Source organism: Sedimentitalea nanhaiensis DSM 24252, assembly GCF_000473225.1.
GTDB lineage: Bacteria > Pseudomonadota > Alphaproteobacteria > Rhodobacterales > Rhodobacteraceae > Sedimentitalea > Sedimentitalea nanhaiensis.
The window spans coordinates 1,679,927-1,701,776 of the sequence record NZ_KI421509.1; the positions used below are offsets into that span (position 1 = coordinate 1,679,927).

General features: G+C 62.5%; 22 protein-coding genes and 1 riboswitch. Of the genes, 15 read left to right on the top strand and 7 right to left on the bottom strand.

The window, feature by feature from the left end:
* Positions 1–10: 10 nt before the first annotated feature.
* A complete protein-coding gene (locus tag NANH_RS0109925) occupies positions 11–427 on the top strand; it encodes a F0F1 ATP synthase subunit epsilon (protein WP_027261907.1) in 417 nt (138 codons plus the stop codon).
* Between the two features lie 180 nt (positions 428–607).
* Here the strand turns inward: NANH_RS0109925 and NANH_RS0109930 are convergent, their stop codons facing one another.
* From NANH_RS0109930 to NANH_RS25905, 6 genes are all read right to left on the bottom strand, one after another.
* Positions 608–1,423, bottom strand: a complete 816-nt coding sequence (locus NANH_RS0109930) for an isocitrate lyase/PEP mutase family protein (RefSeq protein WP_245601431.1) — start codon at positions 1,421–1,423, stop codon at positions 608–610.
* Positions 1,424–1,557: 134 nt separating this feature from the next.
* Positions 1,558–3,207: a chaperonin GroEL gene (groL, locus tag NANH_RS0109935; RefSeq protein ID WP_027261909.1), complete on the bottom strand. Its 1,650-nt coding sequence runs from the start codon at positions 3,205–3,207 to the stop codon at positions 1,558–1,560.
* Between the two features lie 49 nt (positions 3,208–3,256).
* On the bottom strand, positions 3,257–3,568 hold the full coding sequence (locus NANH_RS0109940) for a co-chaperone GroES (protein WP_027261910.1): 312 nt from the start codon (positions 3,566–3,568) through the stop codon (positions 3,257–3,259).
* A 373-nt stretch (positions 3,569–3,941) separates the two neighbouring features.
* Entirely contained in the window at positions 3,942–4,196 is a 255-nt protein-coding gene (locus NANH_RS28470) for a hypothetical protein (RefSeq protein ID WP_139236383.1), read from the bottom strand.
* 284 nt (positions 4,197–4,480) lie between these two features.
* On the bottom strand, positions 4,481–5,191 hold the full coding sequence (locus NANH_RS0109945; RefSeq protein ID WP_027261911.1) for a DUF2161 domain-containing phosphodiesterase: 711 nt from the start codon (positions 5,189–5,191) through the stop codon (positions 4,481–4,483).
* Positions 5,181–5,816, bottom strand: coding sequence for a sulfotransferase family 2 domain-containing protein (locus NANH_RS25905; protein ID WP_051372332.1), 636 nt, complete (start codon positions 5,814–5,816; stop codon positions 5,181–5,183). Before NANH_RS25905 ends, NANH_RS0109945 begins: the two co-directional genes overlap by 11 nt.
* A gap of 183 nt (positions 5,817–5,999) precedes the next feature.
* Here NANH_RS25905 and NANH_RS0109955 point away from each other — a divergent pair, with 183 nt between their 5' ends.
* The 8 genes from NANH_RS0109955 (at position 6,000) to cobJ (ending at position 15,977) form a co-directional block, all read left to right on the top strand.
* The gene (locus NANH_RS0109955) at positions 6,000–6,920 is read left to right on the top strand and encodes a manganese-dependent inorganic pyrophosphatase (RefSeq protein WP_027261912.1); all 921 of its coding nucleotides are present in this window, start codon (positions 6,000–6,002) and stop codon (positions 6,918–6,920) included.
* 785 nt (positions 6,921–7,705) lie between these two features.
* Positions 7,706–7,899, top strand: a riboswitch (cobalamin riboswitch).
* An 80-nt stretch (positions 7,900–7,979) separates the two neighbouring features.
* On the top strand, positions 7,980–8,369 hold the full coding sequence (locus NANH_RS0109960) for a DUF1636 family protein (protein WP_036049659.1): 390 nt from the start codon (positions 7,980–7,982) through the stop codon (positions 8,367–8,369).
* A 1-nt stretch (position 8,370) separates the two neighbouring features.
* Positions 8,371–9,426, top strand: a complete 1,056-nt coding sequence (gene cobW, locus NANH_RS0109965) for a cobalamin biosynthesis protein CobW (protein ID WP_027261914.1) — start codon at positions 8,371–8,373, stop codon at positions 9,424–9,426.
* Between the two features lie 21 nt (positions 9,427–9,447).
* On the top strand, positions 9,448–12,744 hold the full coding sequence (cobN, locus tag NANH_RS0109970; protein WP_027261915.1) for a cobaltochelatase subunit CobN: 3,297 nt from the start codon (positions 9,448–9,450) through the stop codon (positions 12,742–12,744).
* Entirely contained in the window at positions 12,741–13,874 is a 1,134-nt protein-coding gene (gene cobG / locus NANH_RS0109975; RefSeq protein WP_027261916.1) for a precorrin-3B synthase, read from the top strand. Before cobN ends, cobG begins: the two co-directional genes overlap by 4 nt.
* Positions 13,874–14,503, top strand: coding sequence for a precorrin-8X methylmutase (locus tag NANH_RS0109980; protein WP_027261917.1), 630 nt, complete (start codon positions 13,874–13,876; stop codon positions 14,501–14,503). Before cobG ends, NANH_RS0109980 begins: the two co-directional genes overlap by 1 nt.
* On the top strand, positions 14,500–15,228 hold the full coding sequence (locus NANH_RS0109985) for a precorrin-2 C(20)-methyltransferase (RefSeq protein ID WP_027261918.1): 729 nt from the start codon (positions 14,500–14,502) through the stop codon (positions 15,226–15,228). Before NANH_RS0109980 ends, NANH_RS0109985 begins: the two co-directional genes overlap by 4 nt.
* Positions 15,225–15,977 (top strand): precorrin-3B C(17)-methyltransferase, encoded by a 753-nt coding sequence (cobJ, locus tag NANH_RS0109990; RefSeq protein WP_027261919.1) that lies wholly within the window; start codon positions 15,225–15,227, stop codon positions 15,975–15,977. Before NANH_RS0109985 ends, cobJ begins: the two co-directional genes overlap by 4 nt.
* Here the strand turns inward: cobJ and NANH_RS0109995 are convergent.
* Positions 15,950–16,702 (bottom strand): cobalt-precorrin-6A reductase, encoded by a 753-nt coding sequence (locus NANH_RS0109995; protein WP_027261920.1) that lies wholly within the window; start codon positions 16,700–16,702, stop codon positions 15,950–15,952. The genes cobJ and NANH_RS0109995 overlap by 28 nt on opposite strands.
* Between NANH_RS0109995 and NANH_RS0110000 the strand changes: the two genes are divergently transcribed.
* Genes NANH_RS0110000 through cobF form a run of 6 tightly spaced genes read left to right on the top strand, consistent with a single transcriptional unit; the run spans position 16,701 to position 21,844 of the window.
* Positions 16,701–17,900 (top strand): bifunctional cobalt-precorrin-7 (C(5))-methyltransferase/cobalt-precorrin-6B (C(15))-methyltransferase, encoded by a 1,200-nt coding sequence (locus NANH_RS0110000; protein ID WP_027261921.1) that lies wholly within the window; start codon positions 16,701–16,703, stop codon positions 17,898–17,900. The two genes, NANH_RS0109995 and NANH_RS0110000, sit on opposite strands and share 2 nt — an antisense overlap.
* Entirely contained in the window at positions 17,882–18,265 is a 384-nt protein-coding gene (locus tag NANH_RS0110005) for a cobalamin biosynthesis protein (protein ID WP_245601433.1), read from the top strand. Before NANH_RS0110000 ends, NANH_RS0110005 begins: the two co-directional genes overlap by 19 nt.
* Entirely contained in the window at positions 18,262–19,056 is a 795-nt protein-coding gene (gene cobM, locus NANH_RS0110010; protein WP_027261923.1) for a precorrin-4 C(11)-methyltransferase, read from the top strand. The genes NANH_RS0110005 and cobM overlap by 4 nt, the downstream gene beginning before the upstream one ends.
* Positions 19,046–20,362 (top strand): cobyrinate a,c-diamide synthase, encoded by a 1,317-nt coding sequence (locus NANH_RS0110015; protein ID WP_027261924.1) that lies wholly within the window; start codon positions 19,046–19,048, stop codon positions 20,360–20,362. Before cobM ends, NANH_RS0110015 begins: the two co-directional genes overlap by 11 nt.
* Positions 20,359–21,087, top strand: coding sequence for a uroporphyrinogen-III C-methyltransferase (gene cobA / locus NANH_RS0110020; RefSeq protein WP_027261925.1), 729 nt, complete (start codon positions 20,359–20,361; stop codon positions 21,085–21,087). The genes NANH_RS0110015 and cobA overlap by 4 nt, the downstream gene beginning before the upstream one ends.
* Positions 21,080–21,844: a precorrin-6A synthase (deacetylating) gene (gene cobF / locus NANH_RS0110025; RefSeq protein WP_027261926.1), complete on the top strand. Its 765-nt coding sequence runs from the start codon at positions 21,080–21,082 to the stop codon at positions 21,842–21,844. The genes cobA and cobF overlap by 8 nt, the downstream gene beginning before the upstream one ends.
* Positions 21,845–21,850 lie beyond the last annotated feature (6 nt).

Consider the following 21,850-nt stretch of genomic DNA (forward strand, 5'->3'; position numbering starts at 1 on the left):
GAGCAGCCTGATGGCAGATACAATGCAATTCGATCTCGTCAGCCCAGAGCGAAGCCTGGCTTCGCTCCAGGTCAGCGCGGTCCTGATTCCCGGTGCGGATGGAGACATGACGGCGATGCCTGATCATGCCCCTGTCATCACCACGCTGCGCCCTGGCGTTCTGCGTGTGGAAACCCCCAGCGGAACGTCGGAATACGTCGTCTCCGGTGGGTTTGCCGAAATCAACGCAACCAGCCTGTCGGTCCTGGCCGAAAAGGCGATCCCGCTGACCGAGGTGACGCGCGTCCATATCGATGAAATGATCGAAGATGCCCGCGTGGCACATGACGCCGCCAAGGAAAAGTTCAAAAACGAACCTGGCCCCGTGGACGACGCCGCAAAATTGCTGGCCGACATGGTCGCTCTGGGCGATCACATCAACATGTGACGCGACAGTGAGTTGAACCAATTTTAAGGGCCTCGTTTTTCGGGGCCCTTTTTTTGTCTTTAACCTGAAAGCTCTTGCGCAACGATGTTCCGCCCTATGCTTTTGTCAGGCGCTGTCGCATATTTCTTGCTCGTTTGCCCTGAGATGCCAACCCCTTGATGTGTTACGCCGCCTGTAAACTCAGGTCAGGGGCGGAAAGAATTCTTCCAACTCGACAAACCCCATTGCCTCATCTGTAAACGCAAATCGGCCGGTCGCCTGCATATCCTGTGCCGCGCGGGCAAAAGCACCAAAGGCGAGCCGCGCCAACGCCGACCCGACACTGATGCGTTTCACCCCTGCCCGCGCCAAATCTTCAACAGAGTGCGTGGCGTCCGGCATTCCCATGAGGACATTCACCGGTTTGGACAGGCTGGAACAGACGTTGCCAATCGTCGCCAGGTCGCGCAAACCCGGCGCATACAGTACATCCGCACCGGCCTCTTGATAGGCCTGCAAACGGCGGATCGTATCGTCCAGGTCCGGTCGGTCCCAAAGAAAATTCTCACACCTCGCTGTCAGTACAAAATCCTCCCGCAGCTCATCACGGGCCTGTGCCGCCGCGGCAATGCGCTCGACGGCCAGATCCAGTTCATAAATTGGATCGTCCGGATCGCCCGTATGATCCTCCAGAGAACCGCCCGCGAGTCCGACCGCCGCGGCGGCGCGGATGGTTTCCGCCGCGCTTTCGGGACTGTGTCCAAACCCGTGTTCCAGATCCGCCGACACGGGCAGCCCGGTTGCGGAAACGATCTGTTTGCAATGCGCAAGAACCTGATCCCGCGAGGCCTGCCCTTCTCGCAACCCCAATGAAAACGCCATGCCGGCACTGGTGGTTGCCAAGGCGCGAAAACCCAACGCCTGCAGGATGCACGCCGTTCCGGTGTCCCAGGGGTTGGGAATGATGAAACATCCCTCTTCGTCATGCAACGCACGAAACAAGGACCGTTTTTCCATTTCCATCCGCCTTTTCGCCACCTGATCAGATCGTACCGGGCCTGCGCCGAAAGGCAACGTACAACCGCGTCTCAATAAAAAAGAGGGGCCAGTTGGCCCCTCTTCAGAAATCGTTCCGTCAGGAAACGGCTGAGTTACATCATGCCGCCCATGCCGCCCATGCCGCCCATGTCGGGCATGCCGCCAGCGCCTGCGCCTTCCTTCTGCGGACGGTCTGCAACCATCGCTTCGGTGGTGATCAGAAGGCCAGCAATCGAAGCGGCGTCCTGCAGTGCAGTGCGCACAACTTTGGCCGGGTCGATGACACCGAATGCGAACATGTCGCCGTATTCTTCGGTCTGCGCGTTAAAGCCGAACTTGGGGTCGTCGCTTTCACGGATCTTGCCTGCGACAACAGAACCGTCGACACCGGCGTTTTCGGCGATCTGACGCAGAGGTGCTTCCAGCGCCTTGCGCACGATACGGATACCGATGTTCTGGTCGTTGTTCGCGCCTTCCAGGCCTTCCAGCTTTTTGCCGGCCTGAACCAGAGCGACACCGCCGCCCACAACGATACCTTCCTGCACGGCCGCACGGGTCGCGTTCAGGGCATCGTCCACGCGGTCCTTGCGCTCTTTCACTTCGACTTCGGTCATGCCGCCAACGCGGATCACAGCCACACCACCTGCCAGTTTGGCAACGCGTTCCTGCAGCTTTTCACGGTCGTAGTCGCTGGTGGTCTCTTCGATCTGCTGACGGATCTGGGACACACGTGCTTCGATTTCGGCTTTTTCGCCGGAACCGTCGACAACGGTGGTCTCGTCCTTGGTGATCGACACTTTCTTGGCGCTGCCCAGCATGTCGATCGTGACATTTTCCAGCTTCATGCCCAGATCTTCGCTGATCACCTGACCACCGGTCAGAATGGCCAGATCCTGCAGCATCGCCTTGCGGCGATCGCCAAAGCCCGGTGCCTTGACAGCAGCGATTTTCAGACCGCCACGCAGTTTGTTGACAACCAGAGTTGCCAAGGCTTCGCCTTCGACGTCCTCGGCAATGATCAACAGCGGTTTCTGTGACTGGATAACCGACTCCAGCAGCGGAACCATGGGCTGCAGCGAAGACAGTTTCTTCTCGTGCAGCAGGATCATGCAGTCTTCCAGCTCGACGGTCATCTTGTCGGCGTTGGTGACAAAATAGGGGCTCAGATAGCCACGGTCGAACTGCATGCCTTCGACGACATCGGTCTCGGTTTCCAGACCTTTGTTCTCTTCGACGGTGATCACACCTTCGTTGCCGACTTTCTGCATCGCATCGGCGATCTGCTGGCCGATTTCGGCTTCGCCATTGGCCGAGATGGTGCCGACCTGGGCGACTTCGGCGCTGTCATTGACTTCGCGCGAAGCGGCTTTGATTTCTGCGACGACCTTGGCGGTGGCCAGATCGATGCCACGCTTAAGATCCATCGGGTTCATGCCGGCGGCAACCGATTTCAGGCCTTCCTTGACAATGGCCTGGGCCAGAACGGTCGCGGTGGTGGTTCCGTCGCCGGCTTCGTCATTGGTGCGGCTGGCGACTTCTTTCACCATCTGCGCGCCCATGTTCTCGAACTTTTCTTCCAGTTCGATTTCCTTGGCAACGGTTACACCGTCCTTGGTGATGCGCGGTGCGCCAAAGGATTTGTCGATCACCACGTTGCGGCCCTTGGGGCCCAAAGTCACCTTGACCGCATCGGCCAGGATGTTGACACCCTTAAGCATGCGATTGCGGGCATCGGTGTCGAATTTGACGTCTTTTGCAGACATATTGATTGTCTCCTAGTTCGTTTGGTTGAGGTCAGACGATGCGTGGCGTTCAGGCCGCTTTGGCGGCCGCGCCTGCCTCGATGATCCCCATGATGTCGCTTTCTTTCATGATCAGCAGTTCTTCACCGTCAAGTGTGACTTCGGTGCCGGACCACTTGCCAAACAGGATCTTGTCGCCTTCTTTGACGTCCATCTTGATCCGATCACCGTCTTCGTCACGCGCACCTGCACCAACAGACACAACGATGCCCTCGGCGGGCTTTTCCTTGGCGCTGTCCGGAATGATCAATCCACCAGTCGTTTTCTCGTCGCTTTCCACGCGGCGCACCAGCACCCGGTCATGAAGAGGTTTGAATGCCATCTTTGCAGCTCCTTAACGCTCAAAGTTTGTTTCTCTGGTCCACCGCTCCCTTGGGTGGACCGTTATCACTCACTCTAGTCGAGTGCTAACGACGCATAGCTAGGGGCAGCCCGACGCCAAGTCAACAGCCCAGATCACAAAAAAAACGCCCGAACCGCCGCCGATCACGGGCATGGGTTTACGGCATCATCATCATCTCTGCGAAAGGGGTGCCACCACTCTTACAGGGCTGAAACCTTGACGATTGGAGACACTCGACTGGACGCACCGAGACGCACATCCAGTTTCAAAACGAAATCCGCCCCCGCATCACAATGGCGCGGGGGCGAAACCCATTCTGGCTAATATTGAGGCAGCACGCCGAGACACCGGACTAGTGAACATGGCCTCTTGAAATGGATCCCAACCTGCCACTTGCAACAGGTGCAAGCCCTGCCGCCGATACGATGGCAACCGTCGAAATAAACCCACAGGCAATCGCGTCTGCACTCGGAACAGACTGCAAGCGAAAACCGCCTGAAAGGGATCCTGAAATATTGTCCGCCGAACGAAATAACATTCTGTGGGAGATCGCGGTCAAAATACCCGCGCCTGGCAAAATCACCAAGAGGTATGCAATGTCGAACATCATATCCCCCCTCTCACAACTCCACTGGGTAACTCAGGAACAAAAACAAAGACGCTGGTTAACGTGCAGACGCCCTCAGGTTAGGCGAAAATCCGCGCAAATCTACTGAAAATTGCTGAAAATAGGTAATAACGCCCAAAATACAATCTTGCCTTGATAGGCAAAAAGCCGCTTACCTGCCTCAGGTTGCAATACGGGATACCACTAATCCGTTCGATTAGCAGAAATGCGAATCATTCGAGGTGTTTTGCCACGATTTCCGCAGCAGGCCCTGATCAAATTAACTATTCCCGCTCGGGGTCCGCAGATACCTGCTTCTCCCAACTATAAGCCCAATGCTTCAATCCGTCCGAACCGACATCGCTCAGGGCATAGATCCCCCTTTCGACGCGGCGGAACCAGCCATAGTGATTGTCCGCCATAATTCGCGTCGCCCGGGGCACCTGCGCTGCACGTGCCACATCGGCCCCTTTGCTCGCCCCCTGTTGCGCCAGGTGCGCAGCGCATCGCAGCGCATCCTGGCGATAGCCAGTGACGATACCGTGCCGCGTCGCACCACCGGCATTCGGGTCTCCCTGCAGGCGGTCAAACGCGCGCAGCAGACGCGTCTGCCGCTTTGCGGATTTGCGCGGTACATAGGGGCCGGGATCACAGTTCACCTCGGCTCGTCCATCAGTTCGGACAGTGATCAGCCCAAGGCCCAACCTTCGACACAGGGCCAGATTGTCCCTGAGGGCGCGCCGCGCTGTCCGCCCGGCCGGCCGCAGCACAGCGATATAGACCAGATCCGTAACCGCCAGACGCGCGATGGCCTGATGATACAACCCCAATGAAAATCGCAGTTTCAGCTCCACTATGACCGGCGGCTCGCCCACCCGCCGCGCGACGACATCCGCAGCACCCACCTCGCCTTTGACCTCATAGCCCTGCCGCACAAGCAACGCCTTGATCGGCGGATACAGGTCCTGCTCCAACGCAAATCCTTCAGGGGGCATAATCGAAGGCCTCAAAATCGGCGCGATAGCGCAGAAACACCTGCTCTTTCTGCGCCGCCGTCAGCCTCATCTCGGCGTTCTGCGCCGATTTGTTGTGGTGTGGCAACGCACGCACAGCCCCAAAGATGCGGGTGAACAGTGGCGCTATCTGCTGCGCCAGATCCTCGAACCGCAACACCTCATCCACCAGACAACGGCCCTGCGCATCCCGGATATAACGCACCTGCGGAACCAGATGGCGACTGAGGTCGCTGTATTCATCACTGGAATCGGTCTGCAGAAAGGCATCCAGATCAGGCATGTCACGCCCAGCACTGCGGCGCTGCATGGCCGCCGCGCGATAGCGATATTCCGACAGCACGCGGTCAAACGGATGCCGCACGATGGTAAACTTCAGGTAACGCGCGAAGCGGTCCGCCTCCAGATGCCCCAGTGCCACATATTCCGATGCATAGAGATGGGCCAACTTTTCCGGCCCCTTGGCCCGATCGTCATTATGCCGCAACAGCAGTGTGTCCCGTTCGCGCCAGGACAAGCCCAGATCCCGCAGAAACACCGTTTCAACGCTTTGCCCCCCGGTCTTGGGGATATGAACGAAAAGCGTTTCTCGGGGGTGGGATATCATTGACAGAACGGTCCGGCAGACACCAACATGACACCGTTTGACCAGCGCCTCGCCCGAAAGTCAAATCCGCAGCAATTCGGACACCCCAGACCAAGGGTCGCAGCCGGTCGAACAACGGGTGACATTTGCGGGGTGCATTTCTATAACCCGCGCAAATCATCCCTCCTGAACAGGACGCCACATATGACCATCCAGGTTTTTGGACACAAATCCCCCGACACCGACAGCACCGGTTCGCCCATCCTCTGGGCCTGGTATCTGAACGACATCAAGGGCATCCCCGCCGAGGCGGTTCTGCTGGGCAAACCCAACACCGAGGCCGCATTCCTGCTGCAACGCTGGGATCTACCCAAACCGGCAATCATCGCCGACGTGGCCGACGATGCGCCGGTTGTCATCGTGGACACCAACAACCCCGCGGAACTGCCTGCCAATATCAACAATGCGGATATTCAGGCGATCATCGACCATCACAAACTGGTCGGCGGCCTGGAAACCAAGGGTCCAATCGACATTACCATTCGCCCGCTGGCCTGCACCGCGACGATCATGGTCGATCTGATGGGTGACGACGCTGCCAGGATGCCCGACTGGGCCAAGGCCACCGCGCTGACCTGCATCCTGTCGGACACTCTGGAATTCCGCAGCCCAACCACCACCGAGCACGACAAGGCGGTAGCCGAGAAACTGGCCGCCGAGCTGGGCATCTCAATCGCGGATTACGCCGCCGAGATGTTTGCCGCCAAATCCGATGTCTCGTCGTTCAGCGACGCCGAGCTTTTGCGCATGGACAGCAAGGAATACGCGGTGGAAGGTGCCAAGTTCCGGGTTTCGGTTCTGGAAACCACGTCGCCGTCCACGGTTCTGGACCGCAAGGCCAGCCTGATGGACAGCATGATCACCGTCGCCACCGAGGATGGGGTCGACCAGGTATTGTTATTCGTTGTGGATATCCTGAACGAGCAATCGACCCTGCTGGTGCCCAACGATCTGGTCAAAAGCGTCGCGATCAACAGCTTTGGCGCGCAAGCCGAAGGCGATACCGTAGTCCTGCCCGGCGTTGTAAGCCGCAAGAAACAGATCATCCCAAATCTGAAGTTATAAACCGCCCCCTGCGCAGGTCTTTTCGAGGGGCGCCAGATGGCGCCTCTCGCCAGCCGGAACGGCGCCGGGCCGCAAAACACCGCACTGCCGCCACATGTCTTCCCGGGTTGGCGACAAGGCAGTTCGCCATGACGTATGCCGTCTGCCCTCCATGGTCTCGGTCGTTTTCAGCGTCTTCTCGCTCAATGTACCAGCACGGGCCATTGCCGTTACGGCCTGCTATTCGGGCGGTATTTTTCTGACCCTTGTTGTTCCTGACCTCAGGTTCCACAGCCCTTGCCTGCCTCAAACCAGGGCACCCATCTCGCATGAGATTGACCACTGGATGGGGGAGCGTTGAAGAGAAGCCCCCCGGATCCGCAAGCGCCAAACCGCGGTCATGATCCTGTTTTGCATCGCCAGTTTCAGCTTTTTGATCAGCCCGTCATCGTTTCCGATACCTCACTGGGAAATCTTGTCCGTAGGGGTATCCATCGCCCTGGCGTAGCGCGGCGGTCATACGCCCCTGCCCGCTTGGATCGGAGGTCCGCAGGACGCCCGTGCGACATTCTGCAAGCCCTGGTCCCCGGTGCCCCTGTGGTGATTTCCGGCAAGGCGGCCAGGTTGAGTCGGATGATGGCGCACTTCAACGCATGAATTGATCCGTCGCGGGGGCGGGCGGATGCAGTCAAGTCAGCCGGCGTGTCGTGGCCCCAGTTCGCCCCGGCGTTTCCCGGCCGACCGGCACCCGGTCGCGACTTTGAGCGCGCGCGACGTACCACCGCTTGACAACACCCCATGCCATGGCCCATTCCCCAAGTGCTGGTTTCTGCGCAAGCAGATGAAAAGGGAATGCAATACGCAGCCGCCCCCGCGACCGTGACCGGAGAGGACACCCAAGCCACTGACCACCGGGTCGGGAAGGCGGGATGACCGCCAGAAAGCCTCCGCTTTCTGACATCCGCAAGCCGGGAGACCTGCCAGCGACATGTGACGTTAACCGGGCGGGGTGCCTCGGTGACGGGCCCGGCCCCGGCTTTGCCCGCAGTTTCCCCGCCTGCCGACAAGGAAAGTGACCGGATGACCCAGAACCTGTCCCGGACTGCGCCGGTCGAATTGCTGGTGTGCACCACCTGCCGCAAGGGCATGCCAACCGACACCGAAGGACCAAGGCCCGGCACCGTGCTGTTTGACGCGCTGACCGCCGGTGACATTCCCGATGGTGTCACCCTGCGCCCGGTCGAATGCCTGTCCAACTGCGACAGCGGCTGTTCCATCGTGCTGCGCGGTGGGCAAAACCGCTGGACCTATGTCTACGGGAATTTCGATGAAACCCGTGACGCTGACATGATCCTGGACGTCGCGTCCCGCTATCACGCTGCGCCGGACGGTCTGGTACCCTGGCGCGAACGCCCGGTCCATTTCCGCAAGAACTGTATCGCCCGCATCCCCCCGATTGGAGATTTGTAACATGTCCGACCTGTCCAAGCTGCCCGTCACCGTAATCACCGGTTTCCTGGGATCCGGCAAGACCACGCTGATCCGCCACCTGATGCAGAACCCGCAAGGCAAGCGGCTGGCCGTCATCGTCAACGAATTCGGCGATGTGGGGGTGGATGGCGACATCCTGAAATCCTGTGCCATCCCCGAGTGCCCCGCCGAAAATATCCTCGAGCTGGCCAATGGCTGTATCTGCTGCACCGTGGCCGACGATTTCATCCCCACAATCGAGGCGCTGATGGCGCTGGATCCCCGCCCCGATCACATCCTGATCGAAACCTCTGGGCTGGCCCTGCCCAAGCCCCTGCTCAAGGCGTTCGACTGGCCCGATATCCGCAGCCGCATCACGGTGGATGGTGTGATCGCCCTGGCCGATGCCGAGGCCGTTGCTGCGGGCCGCTTCGCGCCCAATGTGGCGGCGGTGGACGCGCAGCGCGCCGCCGATGCCAGCCTGGATCACGAAACGCCCTTGTCCGAAGTGTTCGAGGATCAGATCAGCTGTGCCGATATCATCCTGCTGACCAAGCCCGATCTGGCCGGGGCCGAAGGCGTCGCCAAGGCCCGTGCGATCATCGCCGCCGAAGCGCCGCGTCCTCTGCCCGTGGTCGAAGTCGCCGAAGGTGCCGTCGATGTGCGGGTCATTTTGGGCCTTGAAGCGGCCGCAGAGGATGACATCGACGCCCGCCCCAGCCATCACGACAGCGCCGAGGACCATGAGCACGACGATTTCGAAAGCGTCGTGATCGAACTGCCCGAGCAATCCGATCCCGCCGTTCTGGTGGCACGGATCAAGCGGCTGGCGAACGAGCGCAACATCCTGCGGGTCAAGGGTTATGCCGCTGTCACCGGCAAACCCATGCGTCTGCTGGTGCAAGCGGTCGGCGCGCGGGTGCGGCATCAGTTCGACCGCCCCTGGAAGGCCGACGAGGCGCGGCGCAGCCGTCTGGTGGTCATCGCCGAACATGACGATATCGACGCCGCCGCGATCCACGAGATTCTGACCGGCACCCCGGTCGCGGCCGAATAGGCCAAGCGGAAAGCGCCGCCGATGCATGTGATCTTTCGCGAAAGCCACGGGCTGGAAGAATCCGAGACCCCGACCGACCTGGGTCAAAGCCCGGCGGATCTGGTGGTGTTGTCGTTTTCCGACAGCGACCTCGGTGCTTTCGCGGCGGGCTGGCATCGCGGTGGCGGCCCCGACGGACGGATGCCCAGCCTGCGATTGGCGAACCTTGCGGCGCTGAAACATCCACTGTCGGTCGATACCTATGTGGAACAGACCCTGACCGGGGCCAAGGGGATCCTGATCCGCTTGATCGGCGGCGTGCCCTATTGGTCCTATGGGCTGCAACAGGTGCAGGCGCTGGCGGCGCAAAAGGGGCTGGCGGTCGCTGTTTTGCCCGCCGATGGCCGCCCCGATATGCGGCTGGACGACTATTCGACCTTGCCGCGGTCGACCCTGCACCGGCTTGCACATCTTTGCGACATTGGCGGCGAAGTGGCGGCACAAGCCGCGCTTGCACAACTGGCGATGGCGGCGGGGCTGTATGCCGCCCCTGTGGCGGGGGCCAAGACCTTGCCACAGGTCGGGGCGTGGACACCGGAGCATGGCGTCATCTGCCCGGCGACCGCCTTTGGCGATAGCGTCAAACCACGCATCGTGATCACGTTCTATCGCGCCTATCTGACGGCGGCAGATCTGGCCCCGATCAAGGCGCTGTTTGAGGCGTTTCGCAACCGTGGTTTCGACGTGATCGCCCTGTTTGTCCCCTCGCTCAAAGCACCCGACGCCACCGGGTGGCTGGCCCGGCAGATCCGCGTCATCGCCCCTGCCGCCATCCTCAACGCCACCGCCTTTTCCGGCAAGGGCGACGATGGTGCTTCGCCGCTGGATGCCGCCAATGTCCCGGTGTTTCAGGTCGCGCTGGCCACTTCGACCCGTGACGCATGGGCCAAGGCAGAACGGGGGCTGTCGCCGGCCGACCTGGCGATGCATGTGGTTCTGCCCGAGGTCGATGGCCGTATCCTGGCCGGGGTTGCCAGCTTTAAGGAACCGGGCAAGCACGACGCGGCGCTACAGTTTGCCCGCACCGCCCATCAGCCGGAACCGGACCGGATCGAGGCCATTGCCGACCGGATCTCCGGATGGGTCCGACTGGCACAAACACCAAATGCCGACAAGGCCCCGGTGCTCGTGCTCTCTACCTATCCCGGCAAGGACTGGCAGATGGCCCATGCGGTCGGGTTGGACGCACTGGCCTCTGCAGAGGCGATTTTGGACGATCTACGCGATCAGGGGTATGATAGCCCCGTTGGCGCACCGCTGGCCGAAACGCTGCAAACCGCCCGAATCCGCTGGCCGCTCGCCGCATACAAGGCGGCGCTGGCAACCCTGCCCGCGGCCCTGCATACCGATCTAAAGGCGGTCTGGGGTCCCCCCGAAGACGATCCCGCATGCGTCGATGGTGCGCTGCAATTCACCGCCCTGCGGCGCGGCAAGGCCGTGGTTGCCCTGCAACCCGAGCGTGGGCAGCCCGCCCGCCGCGACAACGACTATCATGATCTGTCGCGCACGCCCCGGCATGGCTATGTCGCCTTTTATCTCTGGCTGCGCCATGAGCTGGCCGCCGATGCTCTGGTCCATGTCGGTGCGCACGGTACACTCGAATGGCTGCCCGGCAAGGCGGTGGCCCTTTGCAATACGTGTTGGCCCGAAGCGCTGATTGGCGATCTGCCGGTCATCTACCCTTTCATCGTCAACGACCCCGGCGAAGCAGCACAGGCCAAGCGACGCATCGGGGCGGTGACGCTTGGCCATGTCCCGCCGCCCCTGCGGGCCAGCGAGACACCGGATCGGATGATGCGGCTGGAAACCCTGCTGGACGAGTTCTCGAACGCCGACGGGCTGGATCCGCGCCGCCGCGACCGCCTGCAATCGGATATCCGCGCCGAGGCGCAGGCCATCGGGGTCGAGGACGATCTCGGTCTGGATCTGGCCAGTTCGACGGCCGAGGCAATCACCCGTATCGACCGGTTCGTCTGTGATATCAAGGAAAGCCAATTCGGCGACGGGCTGCATGTCTATGGCCGCGCCGCAGCGTCTTCTGGCCCTTTCGACACAATCCCGACCGCCGATGCGGAACGCAATGGGTTACTGGACGCGCTCGGCGGCAAACGCATCGACGCCGGACCATCCGGATCGCCCTATCGCGGGCGTCGCGACGTATTGCCCACCGGGCGCAACCTGTTCACCACCGACCCGCGATCTGTTCCCACCCGTAGCGCCCATGCACAGGGCGTCAAACTGGCCGAAGAACTGGTTCGCCGCCATCTGCAGGACGAGGGCGATTATCCCAAAGGGCTGATTGTCGATCTCTGGGGTTCGGCCACCATGCGCACGGCGGGCGAAGAGTTCGCGATGGCTCTGCACCTGCTTGGCGTGAAACCGGTCTGGGATGCGGGCAGCGAGCGGGTGTCCGGCATCGAGGTGCTGCCGATCACCGATCTGGACCGGCCCCGTCTGGATGTGACCCTGCGGGTATCCGGCCTTTTTCGCGACGTATTTCCAACCCTGTCCGCGCTGTTCGGACAGGCGGTGCGTGCGCTGGCAGCGCGCGACGAGGCCCCGGACTGGAACCCCTATGCCGGTCACGCCCCGGCAGCGCGTGTCTTTGGCCCCGCGCCGGGCCGTTATGGTCTGGGCATGGGCGAGCTGCCCGAAACCTATAACGAAACCGCCCGCGCGCAGGCGGGCGAAGCCTGGTTCAATGCCAGTGCCTTTGCACTTGAGGGCGATCACACGATCCGCGATGCCCAAGGGATCCGTGACCGTGTGCAACATGCGGATGCCTTTGTGCATCTTCAGGACCTGGCCGAAACCGACCTGCTGCTGGCCAATGACTATGCCACCCACGAGGCCGGGTTTGCCGCCGCCAAGGCCCAAACCGGCGGCGCGGCGGCACTGTATCACCTGGACAACACCAATCCGGCGACCCCACACGCGCGCACCCTGCCCGAGGAAATCGCCCGCGTGGTACGCGCCCGCGCCGCCAATCCAAACTGGATCAAGGGAATGCAGCGTCATGGGTTTCGTGGAGCCGCAGAAATCGCCGCCACGCTGGATCACATGGCCGCCTTTGCCCATCTGGCCGGAGCGGTCGCGCCGCATCTGTTCGATCTGTACCACGACGCAACCCTTGGGGATGCCGAGGTCGACGCGTTTCTGGCCCGGGCCAACCCGCGAGCGCATCAGGCGATGCAAGACCGATTTCGCGCCCTGCTGGACGCCGGGTTGTGGAACACGCGTCGCAATTCGATCCGCGCCGTATTGGATGGCTCGGAATGAGCGCGCCAGTGGTCAAAGGCTGGTGCCCTGGCGCGCACCGCCCGATGATGTCCGGTGACGGGCTGGTGGTACGGGTCCGCCCCCGGATGGCACGGCTGACGGCAGAACAGGTTCTGGGCCTTTGCGACGCAGCGCAGCGCCACGGAAATGGCCGGCTCGACCTGACCAACCGCGCCAACCTGCAACTGCGCGGTGTCTCGGAACAGACACATCGCCAGCTCCTGGACGATCTCGCAAATCTTGACTTGCTGGATCCCGAACCCGGACTGGAATCGAGACGCAATATTCTGGTGCAACCGTTTTATGAACACGGCGATCAGACCTGCCGCTTGACGGAAATCCTGCTCGACCGGCTTGCCGATCTGCCGGAACTGCCAGCCAAGTTCGGCTTTGCCATCGACACCGGTTCAAACCGCGTATTGAGCGAAAACTCGGCTGACATCCGGCTGGAAACCGGGATGTCCGGGGGCCTGATCCTGCGGGCAGATGGCAGTCAGACCGGGGTTTGCGTCAGCGAAGAACGGGCCATCGACGCCGCGCTGGGGATGGCGCGCTGGTTTGCGAGGCATAGCAGCCCGGAATTGCGCCGGATGCGAAACTTGGTGCGGCACACATCGCTGCCAGGCCATTGGACCGGTAAACCGCCCGGCCCGCTGGCAACGCGATCCGAACCCGGATTCACGCCCAAAGGACCACTTGTGGGCGCGGCCTTTGGCCAGATACTGGCCCTGGCGCTGGACGACCTCATTCGTAAAAGCGGGGCGCGCGCCCTGCGGATCACCCCCTGGAGGCAGATCCTGCTGGAAGGCGGTCACTCCACGCCGGCACCCGGTTTTGTCACGCGCCCTGACGATCCGTTGTTGACCGCCGATGCCTGCAGCGGTGCACCAATCTGCCCGCAGGCGCAGGCCGAGACCCAGATGATCGCCCGCCAGATGGCGGGCCGCATCGGCGGCAGCCTGCATGTCTCGGGCTGCACCAAGGGCTGTGCGCGCCAGACCGCGGCTAGCGTGACGCTCGTGGGACGAAACGGACGATTTGACCTTGTAAAGCGGGGCCGCGCGGGGGATGAGCCTGCAATGCGCGGCCTGACACCTGAAGACCTGTTGACCCTTACGGACCTGACCTGATGCCTTATGAATATGAAACCGACGGCGCGGCGATCTATGCCCAGTCTTTTGCCACCATCCGTGCCGAGGCTGATCTGACCCGATTTGAGACGGACGAGGAACAGGTTGCCGTGCGCATGATCCACGCCGCAGGAATGGTCGGGCTGGAACGGTTCGTGCGGTTTTCACCCGGTTTTGTGTCCACCGCCCGTGCTGCGCTGGAATCGGGCGCGCCTATCCTCTGCGATGCGCGCATGGTCAGCGAAGGCGTCACACGTTTTCGCCTGCCCGCCGACAATGCCGTGATCTGCACCCTGCAGGACGACCGGGTGCGCCCCATGGCCGAGAAGATGGGCAATACCCGCTCGGCCGCCGCACTCGAGCTGTGGCGCCCGCATCTGGCCGGGGCGGTAGTGGCCATTGGCAATGCACCCACGGCGCTGTTTCATTTGCTCAACATGCTGGAAGACCCCGACTGCCCACGCCCAGCCGCCATTATCGGATGCCCGGTGGGCTTTGTCGGTGCCGTTGAAAGCAAGGACGCCCTGTGGGCGGCGCACCCCACCCCGTGCTGCATCGTTCAGGGGCGTCTGGGCGGTTCGGCCATCACTGTCGCCGCCGTCAATGCCATCGCGAGCCGCACCGAATGAAGGCGGGCACCATATATGGCGTCGGGCTTGGCCCCGGTGATCCCGACCTGATGAGCGTGCGGGCCGATCGGCTGCTGCGCAGCGCGCGGCATGTGGCGTTTTTTCGAAAACCCGGGCGCGAGGGCCAGGCCCGCCGGATCGTGCAGGGCATGCTCGCTCCGAACGCCATCGAATTCGCAATGGAATACCCTGTCACCACCGAGATTCCGCTCAGTGATCCGCGCTATAATCGACTGCTGTCCGCATTCTACGCCGATTGCACTGTCCGCCTGCTGGATCTGTCCACTGCGGGGCAGGACGTGGTGGTCCTGTGCGAAGGCGATCCGTTCTTCTATGGCTCGTTCATGCATCTCTATACTCGCCTGCAGAACACGGCGTCGGTGCAGGTGGTGCCGGCGATCACCGGCATGTCAGGGGCCTGGACCGCCACCGGCACCCCGATCACGTGGGGCGACGATGTACTGACCGTCCTGATGGGCACTCTGCCAGAGGCCGAACTGACCCGACGCATGGGCGATACCGATGCGCTGGTGGTGATGAAGATCGGGCGCAACATCGACAAAATCCGCCGTGCCCTGCGCGCAACCGGGCTGTATGACCGTGCATGGTTGGTGGAATATGCCGCAATGCCGAACCAGACGGTAACTCCGCTGCCCCAAGCCGGGGACCGTGTTGCGCCCTATTTCTCGATTATCGTGGTGCATGGCCAGGGACGCCGCCCATGAGCGGCTGGGTCAGGATCGCAGGGTTGGGTCCAGGCAACCCGAACAAGATCACCCCCGAGGTCGACGCTGCGCTGGCCGACGCCACCGACGTGGTCGGCTATATCCCCTATGTCGCCCGCGTCGCCCCACGCGACGGACTGACCCTGCACGCCAGCGACAACCGGGTCGAAATCGACCGAAGCCAGCATGCGCTGCAGATGGCCGCAGACGGACGGCGCGTCGTGGTGGTGTCCTCGGGTGATCCGGGTGTGTTTGCCATGGCGGCGGCGGTGTTTGAGGCGGTTGAAAACGGCCCCCCAGCATGGCGGGAACTGGAGATTTCCGTACTGCCCGGCATCACCGCCATGCTGGCGGCTGCCGCCCGTGCGGGTGCGCCTTTGGGGCACGATTTCTGTACCATCAACCTTAGCGACAATCTCAAGCCGTGGGCGCTGATCGAGAAACGTCTGCGCCTGGCCGCCGAGGCGGATTTTGCCATGGCATTCTATAATCCGCGCTCGGCATCTCGTCCCGAAGGGTTCGAGCGCACACTGGATATATTGCGCGAAGTCTGCGGGCCGCAACGGTTGATCCTGTTTGCCCGCGCGGTCAGCACCCCGGAGGAAACGCTGAACGTGACCACCTTGGGCCAGGCCACACCCGAAATGGCGGATATGCGCACCATGGTCATTGTCGGATCCTCGGCAACACGAAAGATCGAACGCACCGGAACGCCAATCGTCTATACGCCCCGGTCGGTGCCGGAATGATCCAGCCAGTCCAAAACCTGATCGGGACCGAACAACTCAAGTCGCGCGGGCAAGGCAGGTCGATCAATCATGATCACCGGCACCTTCAGCGCGCGCGCCGCATCGATCTTGGCCCGCGCCCCATTTCCGCCCGCGTTCTTGGACACCACAAGATCGATATCATATTGCCGCATCAATTCCATGTCGTCGGCAAACGTGAAAGGACCGCGCGCGATCACGCTGGTGTATTCGGGCAAGGGCAATGCGCCGTGCTCGTCCACCAGACGCAACAGGTAGTGATGTTGCGGCTGCACGGCAAACCGCGCCAAATGCATCCGCCCCAACGCCAACAGCACCCGCCTGCGCGGGCCAGACAGGGCAGCCACGGCGGCCTCAATATCTGCCACGTTGCGCCAGATGTCACCCGGTTGCGGCTGCCAGGCAGCGCGGGTCAGGGCGGCCAATTCAACGCCGGTCGCTCGACAGGCCGCAACCGCATTGCGGCTCATTTGGGCGGCAAAGGGATGGGTGGCGTCCACCACATGGGTGATACCGGTGTCGCGCAGATACCGGACCAGACCGTCAACGCCACCAAACCCGCCAACGCGCAGGGGAATCGGTTGTTTGCGCGGCTGTTCAGTGCGTCCGGCATACGAAAACACCGCCGCGATGCCGCGATCCGCCATAACGCGGGCCAAGGCGCTGGCCTCGGTCGTGCCGCCGAGAATCAAAAGGGTCGGTGTCATGTCTGAGGCTCCGTGGCTAACCGTCGTCGGGCTTGGCGAAGATGGACCACAGGGGCTGGCCGCCGCAAGCCGCAAGGCGTTGGAGAACGCCGAAATCGTCATGGGATCGGCGCGCCACCTGGGATTGCTGCCGGATCTTGCCGCCGAGCGGGTAACATGGCCGGTGCCCTTCGCCGACGGCCTGCCCCGCCTGCTGGAGCTGCGCGGGCGGGCGGTGGCGGTCCTTGCCTCGGGCGATCCGTTCTGGTTTGGCGCAGGCAGTGTGATTGCGCGGCATCTGGACTGTGGCGAATGGTGCGCCCTGCCCGGCCCATCGACCTTTACGCTGGCCGCCGCGCGGCTGGGCTGGCCACTGGAAACCACGCTGACGCTGGGCCTGCACGCGGCCCCACTTACCCGGCTGCGACCGCATCTTGTGTCGGGACAAAGGTTGGTCGTCCTGTTGCGCAACGGGGCGGCGGTGACCGAACTGGCGGATTGGCTGGCGCAAACGGGGTTCGGCGATACGCATATGCATGTGATGGAGGCCCTGGGCGGGCCGCGCGAACGGGTTCGATCCGGAATGGCAGCGGCGCTCGGGTTCAAGGACATTGGCCACCCTGTCTGCGTGGGCTTGGATATCGCTGGTAGCGGGCTGTCGTTGCCGCGGGTGTCAGGGCTGCCGGATGCGATATTTGAGAACGACGGGCAGATCACCAAACGCCCGGTGCGCGCGTTGACCTTGTCGACACTGGCACCGCGACCTGGCGAACACCTGTGGGACATTGGCGGCGGCTCGGGATCGATTGCAATCGAATGGCTGCTGAGCCATCCCGCGACCGGCGCCACAACCATCGAACCGCGCCCAGACCGCGCGGCGCGGATCCGCGCCAACGCCGATGCCCTGGGGGTGGACCGGCTGCGGATCATCACCGGGTCGGCCCCCGAATCGCTGAGCGGGTTAAAGTCCCCGGATGCCGTGTTCGTCGGCGGCGGGCTCAGCCAAGATTTGCTCACCTGGCTGAATGATCACCTGCCCACGGGCACAAGGCTGGTGGCCAATGCCGTCACCCTGGAAAGCGAGGCGTTGCTGATCCATTGGCAGGCACGTCTGGGAGGAGATCTGCTGCGGATCGAATTGGCGCAGGCCGCACCGCTGGGAGCCAGAACCGGCTGGAAATCCGCATATCCGGTGGTGCAATGGAGCGTGACGCTGTGATCGTGGCGGGGTTCGGATTTCGTGCTGCGGCCAATATCGACAGCTTGCAGGCGGCGTTGCGGATGGCCGCCGGGTCGCAAAGGATCACCGCATTGGCTGCCCCGACGGACAAAGCGCAGGCCGCATCCCTGGCGGCCCTGGGCGCGCATCTGAACCTACCGGTTCACGCCGTATCAGCAAGATCCATCGAACAGGCCCAAACTCTCACAAACTCATCGCGTATCAAGACATTGCGCGGTACCGGAAGCGTTGCCGAAGCCGCCGCACTTGCTGTCGCAGGCCCCAACGCGCGGCTGCTTGCACCGCGTCAGATTTCGCCCGACCGCCTCGCCACCTGCGCGGTCGCCATCGGAGAACAGAAATGACCGTAAATTTCATCGGAGCCGGACCCGGCGCCGCAGACCTGTTGACCCTGCGCGGGCGCAACATCATCGCGACCTGCCCCGTGTGCCTTTATGCTGGCTCGCTCGTACCCGAAGAAATCCTGGCCCATTGCCCCAAAGAGGCCACGATCATCAACACGGCCTCGATGGATCTGGACGCAATCATTGCCGAATGCAGCAAGGCGCATGCCGCAGGGCAAGACGTGGCCCGACTGCATTCGGGTGATCTGTCCGTCTGGTCGGCCATGGGTGAACAGATGCGTCGGCTGCGCGACCTGGGCATCCCGGTCAGCGTGACACCTGGCGTACCGTCATTCGCCGCCGCCGCCGCCGCGTTGGGCACGGAACTGACTTTGCCGGGGTTGGCACAATCTGTGGTTCTGACCCGCACGCCGGGGCGTGCCTCGTCAATGCCAGAGGGCGAAAGCCTGACCAATTTTGCCGCCACTGGCGCGACATTGGCGATCCACCTGTCAATTGGCAACCTGGACGCGGTTATTTCGGATCTGTCCCCGGCCTACGGCAAAGACTGTCCGGTGGCGGTGGTCTATCGTGCCAGTTGGCCGGACGAGCGCATCATCCGCGCAACCCTGGGCACATTGAAAGACGCAATGGACAATGGCATATCACGCACCGCGTTGATCCTGGTTGGCCCCGCGCTTGCGGGCGAGGGGTTCACAGAAAGTTGCCTGTATTCCACCGACTACGACCGTCGCTATCGCCCACAGAGTGCCGACAGCCCCTGGTCCAGCTGGAGCCACAATGATGACTAACCCCCCCGGCCTGCTAATCTCGGCCCCGTCGTCGGGCACCGGCAAGACAACCGTGATGCTCGGGCTTCTGCGCGCGCTGGCCGAGGACGGTCTGGCGGTGCAGCCCTTCAAAAGCGGCCCTGACTATATAGACCCTGCCTTTCACCGCGCCGCCGCCGGGCGGGCCAGCTTCAATTTCGACACCTGGGCGATGAACGACGGTTTGCTGAACGCCGTGGCAGCCCAGGCCGAGGGAGCCGATATCGCAATCGCCGAAGGATCGATGGGGCTGTTTGACGGGGTGGCGAAACCGGGCGAGATCGCCCATGGCAGCAGCGCGGAAACAGCGTTGCGCATGGGCTGGCCCGTGGTTCTGGTGCTGGATGTGGGCGGTCAGGCGCAATCTGCGGCGGCCACGGCGCTGGGGTTTCGCATGTACAATCCGGACTTGCCGTTTGCCGGAGTGATCCTGAACCGCGTCGCCAGCCCGCGTCACGAGCGTTTGACCCGGCTGGGCATGGAACGCGCCGGCTTGCCAGTGCTTGGCGTGTTGCCGCGCCGGGGCGATCTGACCTTGCCCGAACGCCATCTTGGTCTGATTCAGGCGGTCGAACATCCGGATCTGGAAACCGCAATCGCCGGATATGCGGCGTTTCTGCGCGACCATGTGGATCTGACGGCAATTCGGGCGGCGGCCCAAAGCAGTGCAATCGCTCCTGGCGGCTCGCTGCCCAAACCTCCGGCCCAAAGGATTGCGTTGGCGCAGGACGCAGCGTTTTCGTTCACCTATCCGCATCTGTTGGAAGGCTGGCGTGCGGCGGGGGCTGAAATACTGCCTTTTTCACCGCTGGCAAATCAGGCCCCTGCCCCGGATGCGGATCTGGTCTGGCTGCCCGGCGGCTATCCGGAACTGCATGCTGGGCGCATTTCAGCCGCCGATCATTTCCTGTCCGGGCTGCGCGCCCATGCGCAAACCCGCCCGGTGCACGGCGAATGCGGCGGCTATATGGCCTTGGGAGCAGCGCTGATTGACAAGGACGGCGCGCGGCACCAAATGGCCGGGTTGCTGGGGCTGGTCACCTCGTATGAAAAACGCAAATTTCATCTGGGCTATCGCAAAGCCAGCCTGTCCGCGGCAATGCCGGGCTTTGCCGCAGGGTGCACATTGCGCGGGCATGAATTCCACTACTGCTCGATTCTCGAGCAACCCGACGCCCCGCTGGCCATTGTCACCGACGCCGAGGACACCGAGGTACCCGAAACCGGCTCGCTTCGCGGTAATGTCACCGGCACCTTCTTTCACCTGATCGCGGAGGCCAGCACATGAGTGGATTTGTCTCGTTTGTCGGAGCCGGACCGGGCGACCCGGAGTTGATAACGCTGAAAGCAGTCAACAGGATGAAACAGGCAGATGCGATCCTGTTCGACGACCTTAGTTCGGGACCGATCCTCAGCCACGCCCGCCCAGGTGCCGATCTGGTCGGAGTTGGAAAACGGGCCGGGCGTCCTTCGGCCAAGCAGGATCATGTGAACCGCCTGCTGGTGGAGTATGCCCAAGGCGGCGCGCGGGTCGTGCGACTGAAGTCGGGCGACAGCGGCATGTTCGGGCGGCTCGAGGAAGAGCTGATCGCGGTGCGCGCCGCCGGTATTACACATGAGATCATCCCAGGAGTGCCGTCGGCCTGTGCCGCCGCCGCCGCCATTGGCATCCCCCTGACGCGGCGCCTGACGGCACGACGGGTGCAATTTGTAACGGGCCACGATGTGACCGGCAAACTGCCCGAAGACCTGAACATGGCTGCATTGGCCGACAGTCAGGCCACCACCGTAATTTTCATGGGAATGCGCACATTTCCCGCCCTGGCCGCGATGCTGATCGATCACGGATTGTCGCCACAGACGCCTGCGCTTCTGGCCGAAGCCGTGAGCACCCCCGAACAAACCCTGTATCGCGGCACCATCGCCAATCTGTCGGACCGGCTGGCCAATGGAATCGGCGACGCCCCGGCCCTGATCCTGTATGGCCCGTTGGCAGAGGGAAGCGATGTTTGATCTGTGTCTGATCGGAATCGGCACCGGCAACCCGGACCATTTGACACGACAGGGTGCGCGGGCGATCCGCGACGCCGACCTCATCCTGATCCCGCGCAAAGGTGACCACAAGGCGGATCTGGCCGAATTGCGCGAGCGAATCATAGATGATGCGACCGACGGCAACCCTCCGCCGTTGGCTTATTTCGACATCCCGCCCCGCCGGTCTGACAGCGGCTATCGTCAAGGAGTGGACGACTGGCACGATGCCATCGCCCGCGCCTGGGAGGCAGCCTTTGCCACGGCCACCCCGGCCCCGCGGACCGTCGCCCTGTTGATCTGGGGCGATCCCTCGCTGTACGACAGCTCATTGCGGATCATGACGCGCCTGGACCCGCAGCCGCGCGTTCGCGTGATTGCGGGCATCACAGCATTGCAGGCCCTAACGGCAGCCCATGCCATCCCGATCAACGAGATCGGCGAACCCTTTACGGTGACGACGGGACGACGACTGCGCGACGAAGGCTGGCCGCAAGACACCGAAACGCTAGCCATCATGCTGGACGGGGACTGTTCATTCCGGACCCTGACAGGCAAGAATTTCTATATCTGGTGGGGCGCGTACCTGGGTATGGAGCAGGAATTGCTGATCAGCGGGCGGCTGGATCAGGTCACTCAGCAGATCGAAACCGCACGAGCGCGGGCGCGGGCCGACCATGGCTGGATCATGGACATATACCTGCTGAAAAAACACCACGCTGACAGCGCTGACGGATAAAATACC

What these genes read in the sequence shown, in the direction of transcription:
- cobG (WP_027261916.1), top strand. Translation starts at nt 12,741, where the DNA reads ATGAGCGCGCCAGTGGTCAAAGGCTGGTGCCCTGGCGCGCACCGCCCG.
- cobN (WP_027261915.1), top strand. Translation starts at nt 9,448, where the DNA reads ATGCATGTGATCTTTCGCGAAAGCCACGGGCTGGAAGAATCCGAGACC.
- NANH_RS0109995 (WP_027261920.1), bottom strand. Translation starts at nt 16,702, where the DNA reads ATGACACCGACCCTTTTGATTCTCGGCGGCACGACCGAGGCCAGCGCC.
- NANH_RS28470 (WP_139236383.1), bottom strand. Translation starts at nt 4,196, where the DNA reads ATGTTCGACATTGCATACCTCTTGGTGATTTTGCCAGGCGCGGGTATT.
- NANH_RS0109960 (WP_036049659.1), top strand. Translation starts at nt 7,980, where the DNA reads ATGACCCAGAACCTGTCCCGGACTGCGCCGGTCGAATTGCTGGTGTGC.
- NANH_RS0109945 (WP_027261911.1), bottom strand. Translation starts at nt 5,191, where the DNA reads ATGCCCCCTGAAGGATTTGCGTTGGAGCAGGACCTGTATCCGCCGATC.
- NANH_RS0109985 (WP_027261918.1), top strand. Translation starts at nt 14,500, where the DNA reads ATGAAGGCGGGCACCATATATGGCGTCGGGCTTGGCCCCGGTGATCCC.
- NANH_RS0110005 (WP_245601433.1), top strand. Translation starts at nt 17,882, where the DNA reads ATGGAGCGTGACGCTGTGATCGTGGCGGGGTTCGGATTTCGTGCTGCG.
- cobW (WP_027261914.1), top strand. Translation starts at nt 8,371, where the DNA reads ATGTCCGACCTGTCCAAGCTGCCCGTCACCGTAATCACCGGTTTCCTG.
- NANH_RS0109980 (WP_027261917.1), top strand. Translation starts at nt 13,874, where the DNA reads ATGCCTTATGAATATGAAACCGACGGCGCGGCGATCTATGCCCAGTCT.
- cobF (WP_027261926.1), top strand. Translation starts at nt 21,080, where the DNA reads ATGTTTGATCTGTGTCTGATCGGAATCGGCACCGGCAACCCGGACCAT.
- NANH_RS0109925 (WP_027261907.1), top strand. Translation starts at nt 11, where the DNA reads ATGGCAGATACAATGCAATTCGATCTCGTCAGCCCAGAGCGAAGCCTG.
- NANH_RS0109955 (WP_027261912.1), top strand. Translation starts at nt 6,000, where the DNA reads ATGACCATCCAGGTTTTTGGACACAAATCCCCCGACACCGACAGCACC.
- cobA (WP_027261925.1), top strand. Translation starts at nt 20,359, where the DNA reads ATGAGTGGATTTGTCTCGTTTGTCGGAGCCGGACCGGGCGACCCGGAG.
- NANH_RS0109940 (WP_027261910.1), bottom strand. Translation starts at nt 3,568, where the DNA reads ATGGCATTCAAACCTCTTCATGACCGGGTGCTGGTGCGCCGCGTGGAA.
- NANH_RS0110015 (WP_027261924.1), top strand. Translation starts at nt 19,046, where the DNA reads ATGATGACTAACCCCCCCGGCCTGCTAATCTCGGCCCCGTCGTCGGGC.
- NANH_RS25905 (WP_051372332.1), bottom strand. Translation starts at nt 5,816, where the DNA reads ATGATATCCCACCCCCGAGAAACGCTTTTCGTTCATATCCCCAAGACC.
- NANH_RS0110000 (WP_027261921.1), top strand. Translation starts at nt 16,701, where the DNA reads ATGTCTGAGGCTCCGTGGCTAACCGTCGTCGGGCTTGGCGAAGATGGA.
- cobJ (WP_027261919.1), top strand. Translation starts at nt 15,225, where the DNA reads ATGAGCGGCTGGGTCAGGATCGCAGGGTTGGGTCCAGGCAACCCGAAC.
- groL (WP_027261909.1), bottom strand. Translation starts at nt 3,207, where the DNA reads ATGTCTGCAAAAGACGTCAAATTCGACACCGATGCCCGCAATCGCATG.
- cobM (WP_027261923.1), top strand. Translation starts at nt 18,262, where the DNA reads ATGACCGTAAATTTCATCGGAGCCGGACCCGGCGCCGCAGACCTGTTG.
- NANH_RS0109930 (WP_245601431.1), bottom strand. Translation starts at nt 1,423, where the DNA reads ATGGAAAAACGGTCCTTGTTTCGTGCGTTGCATGACGAAGAGGGATGT.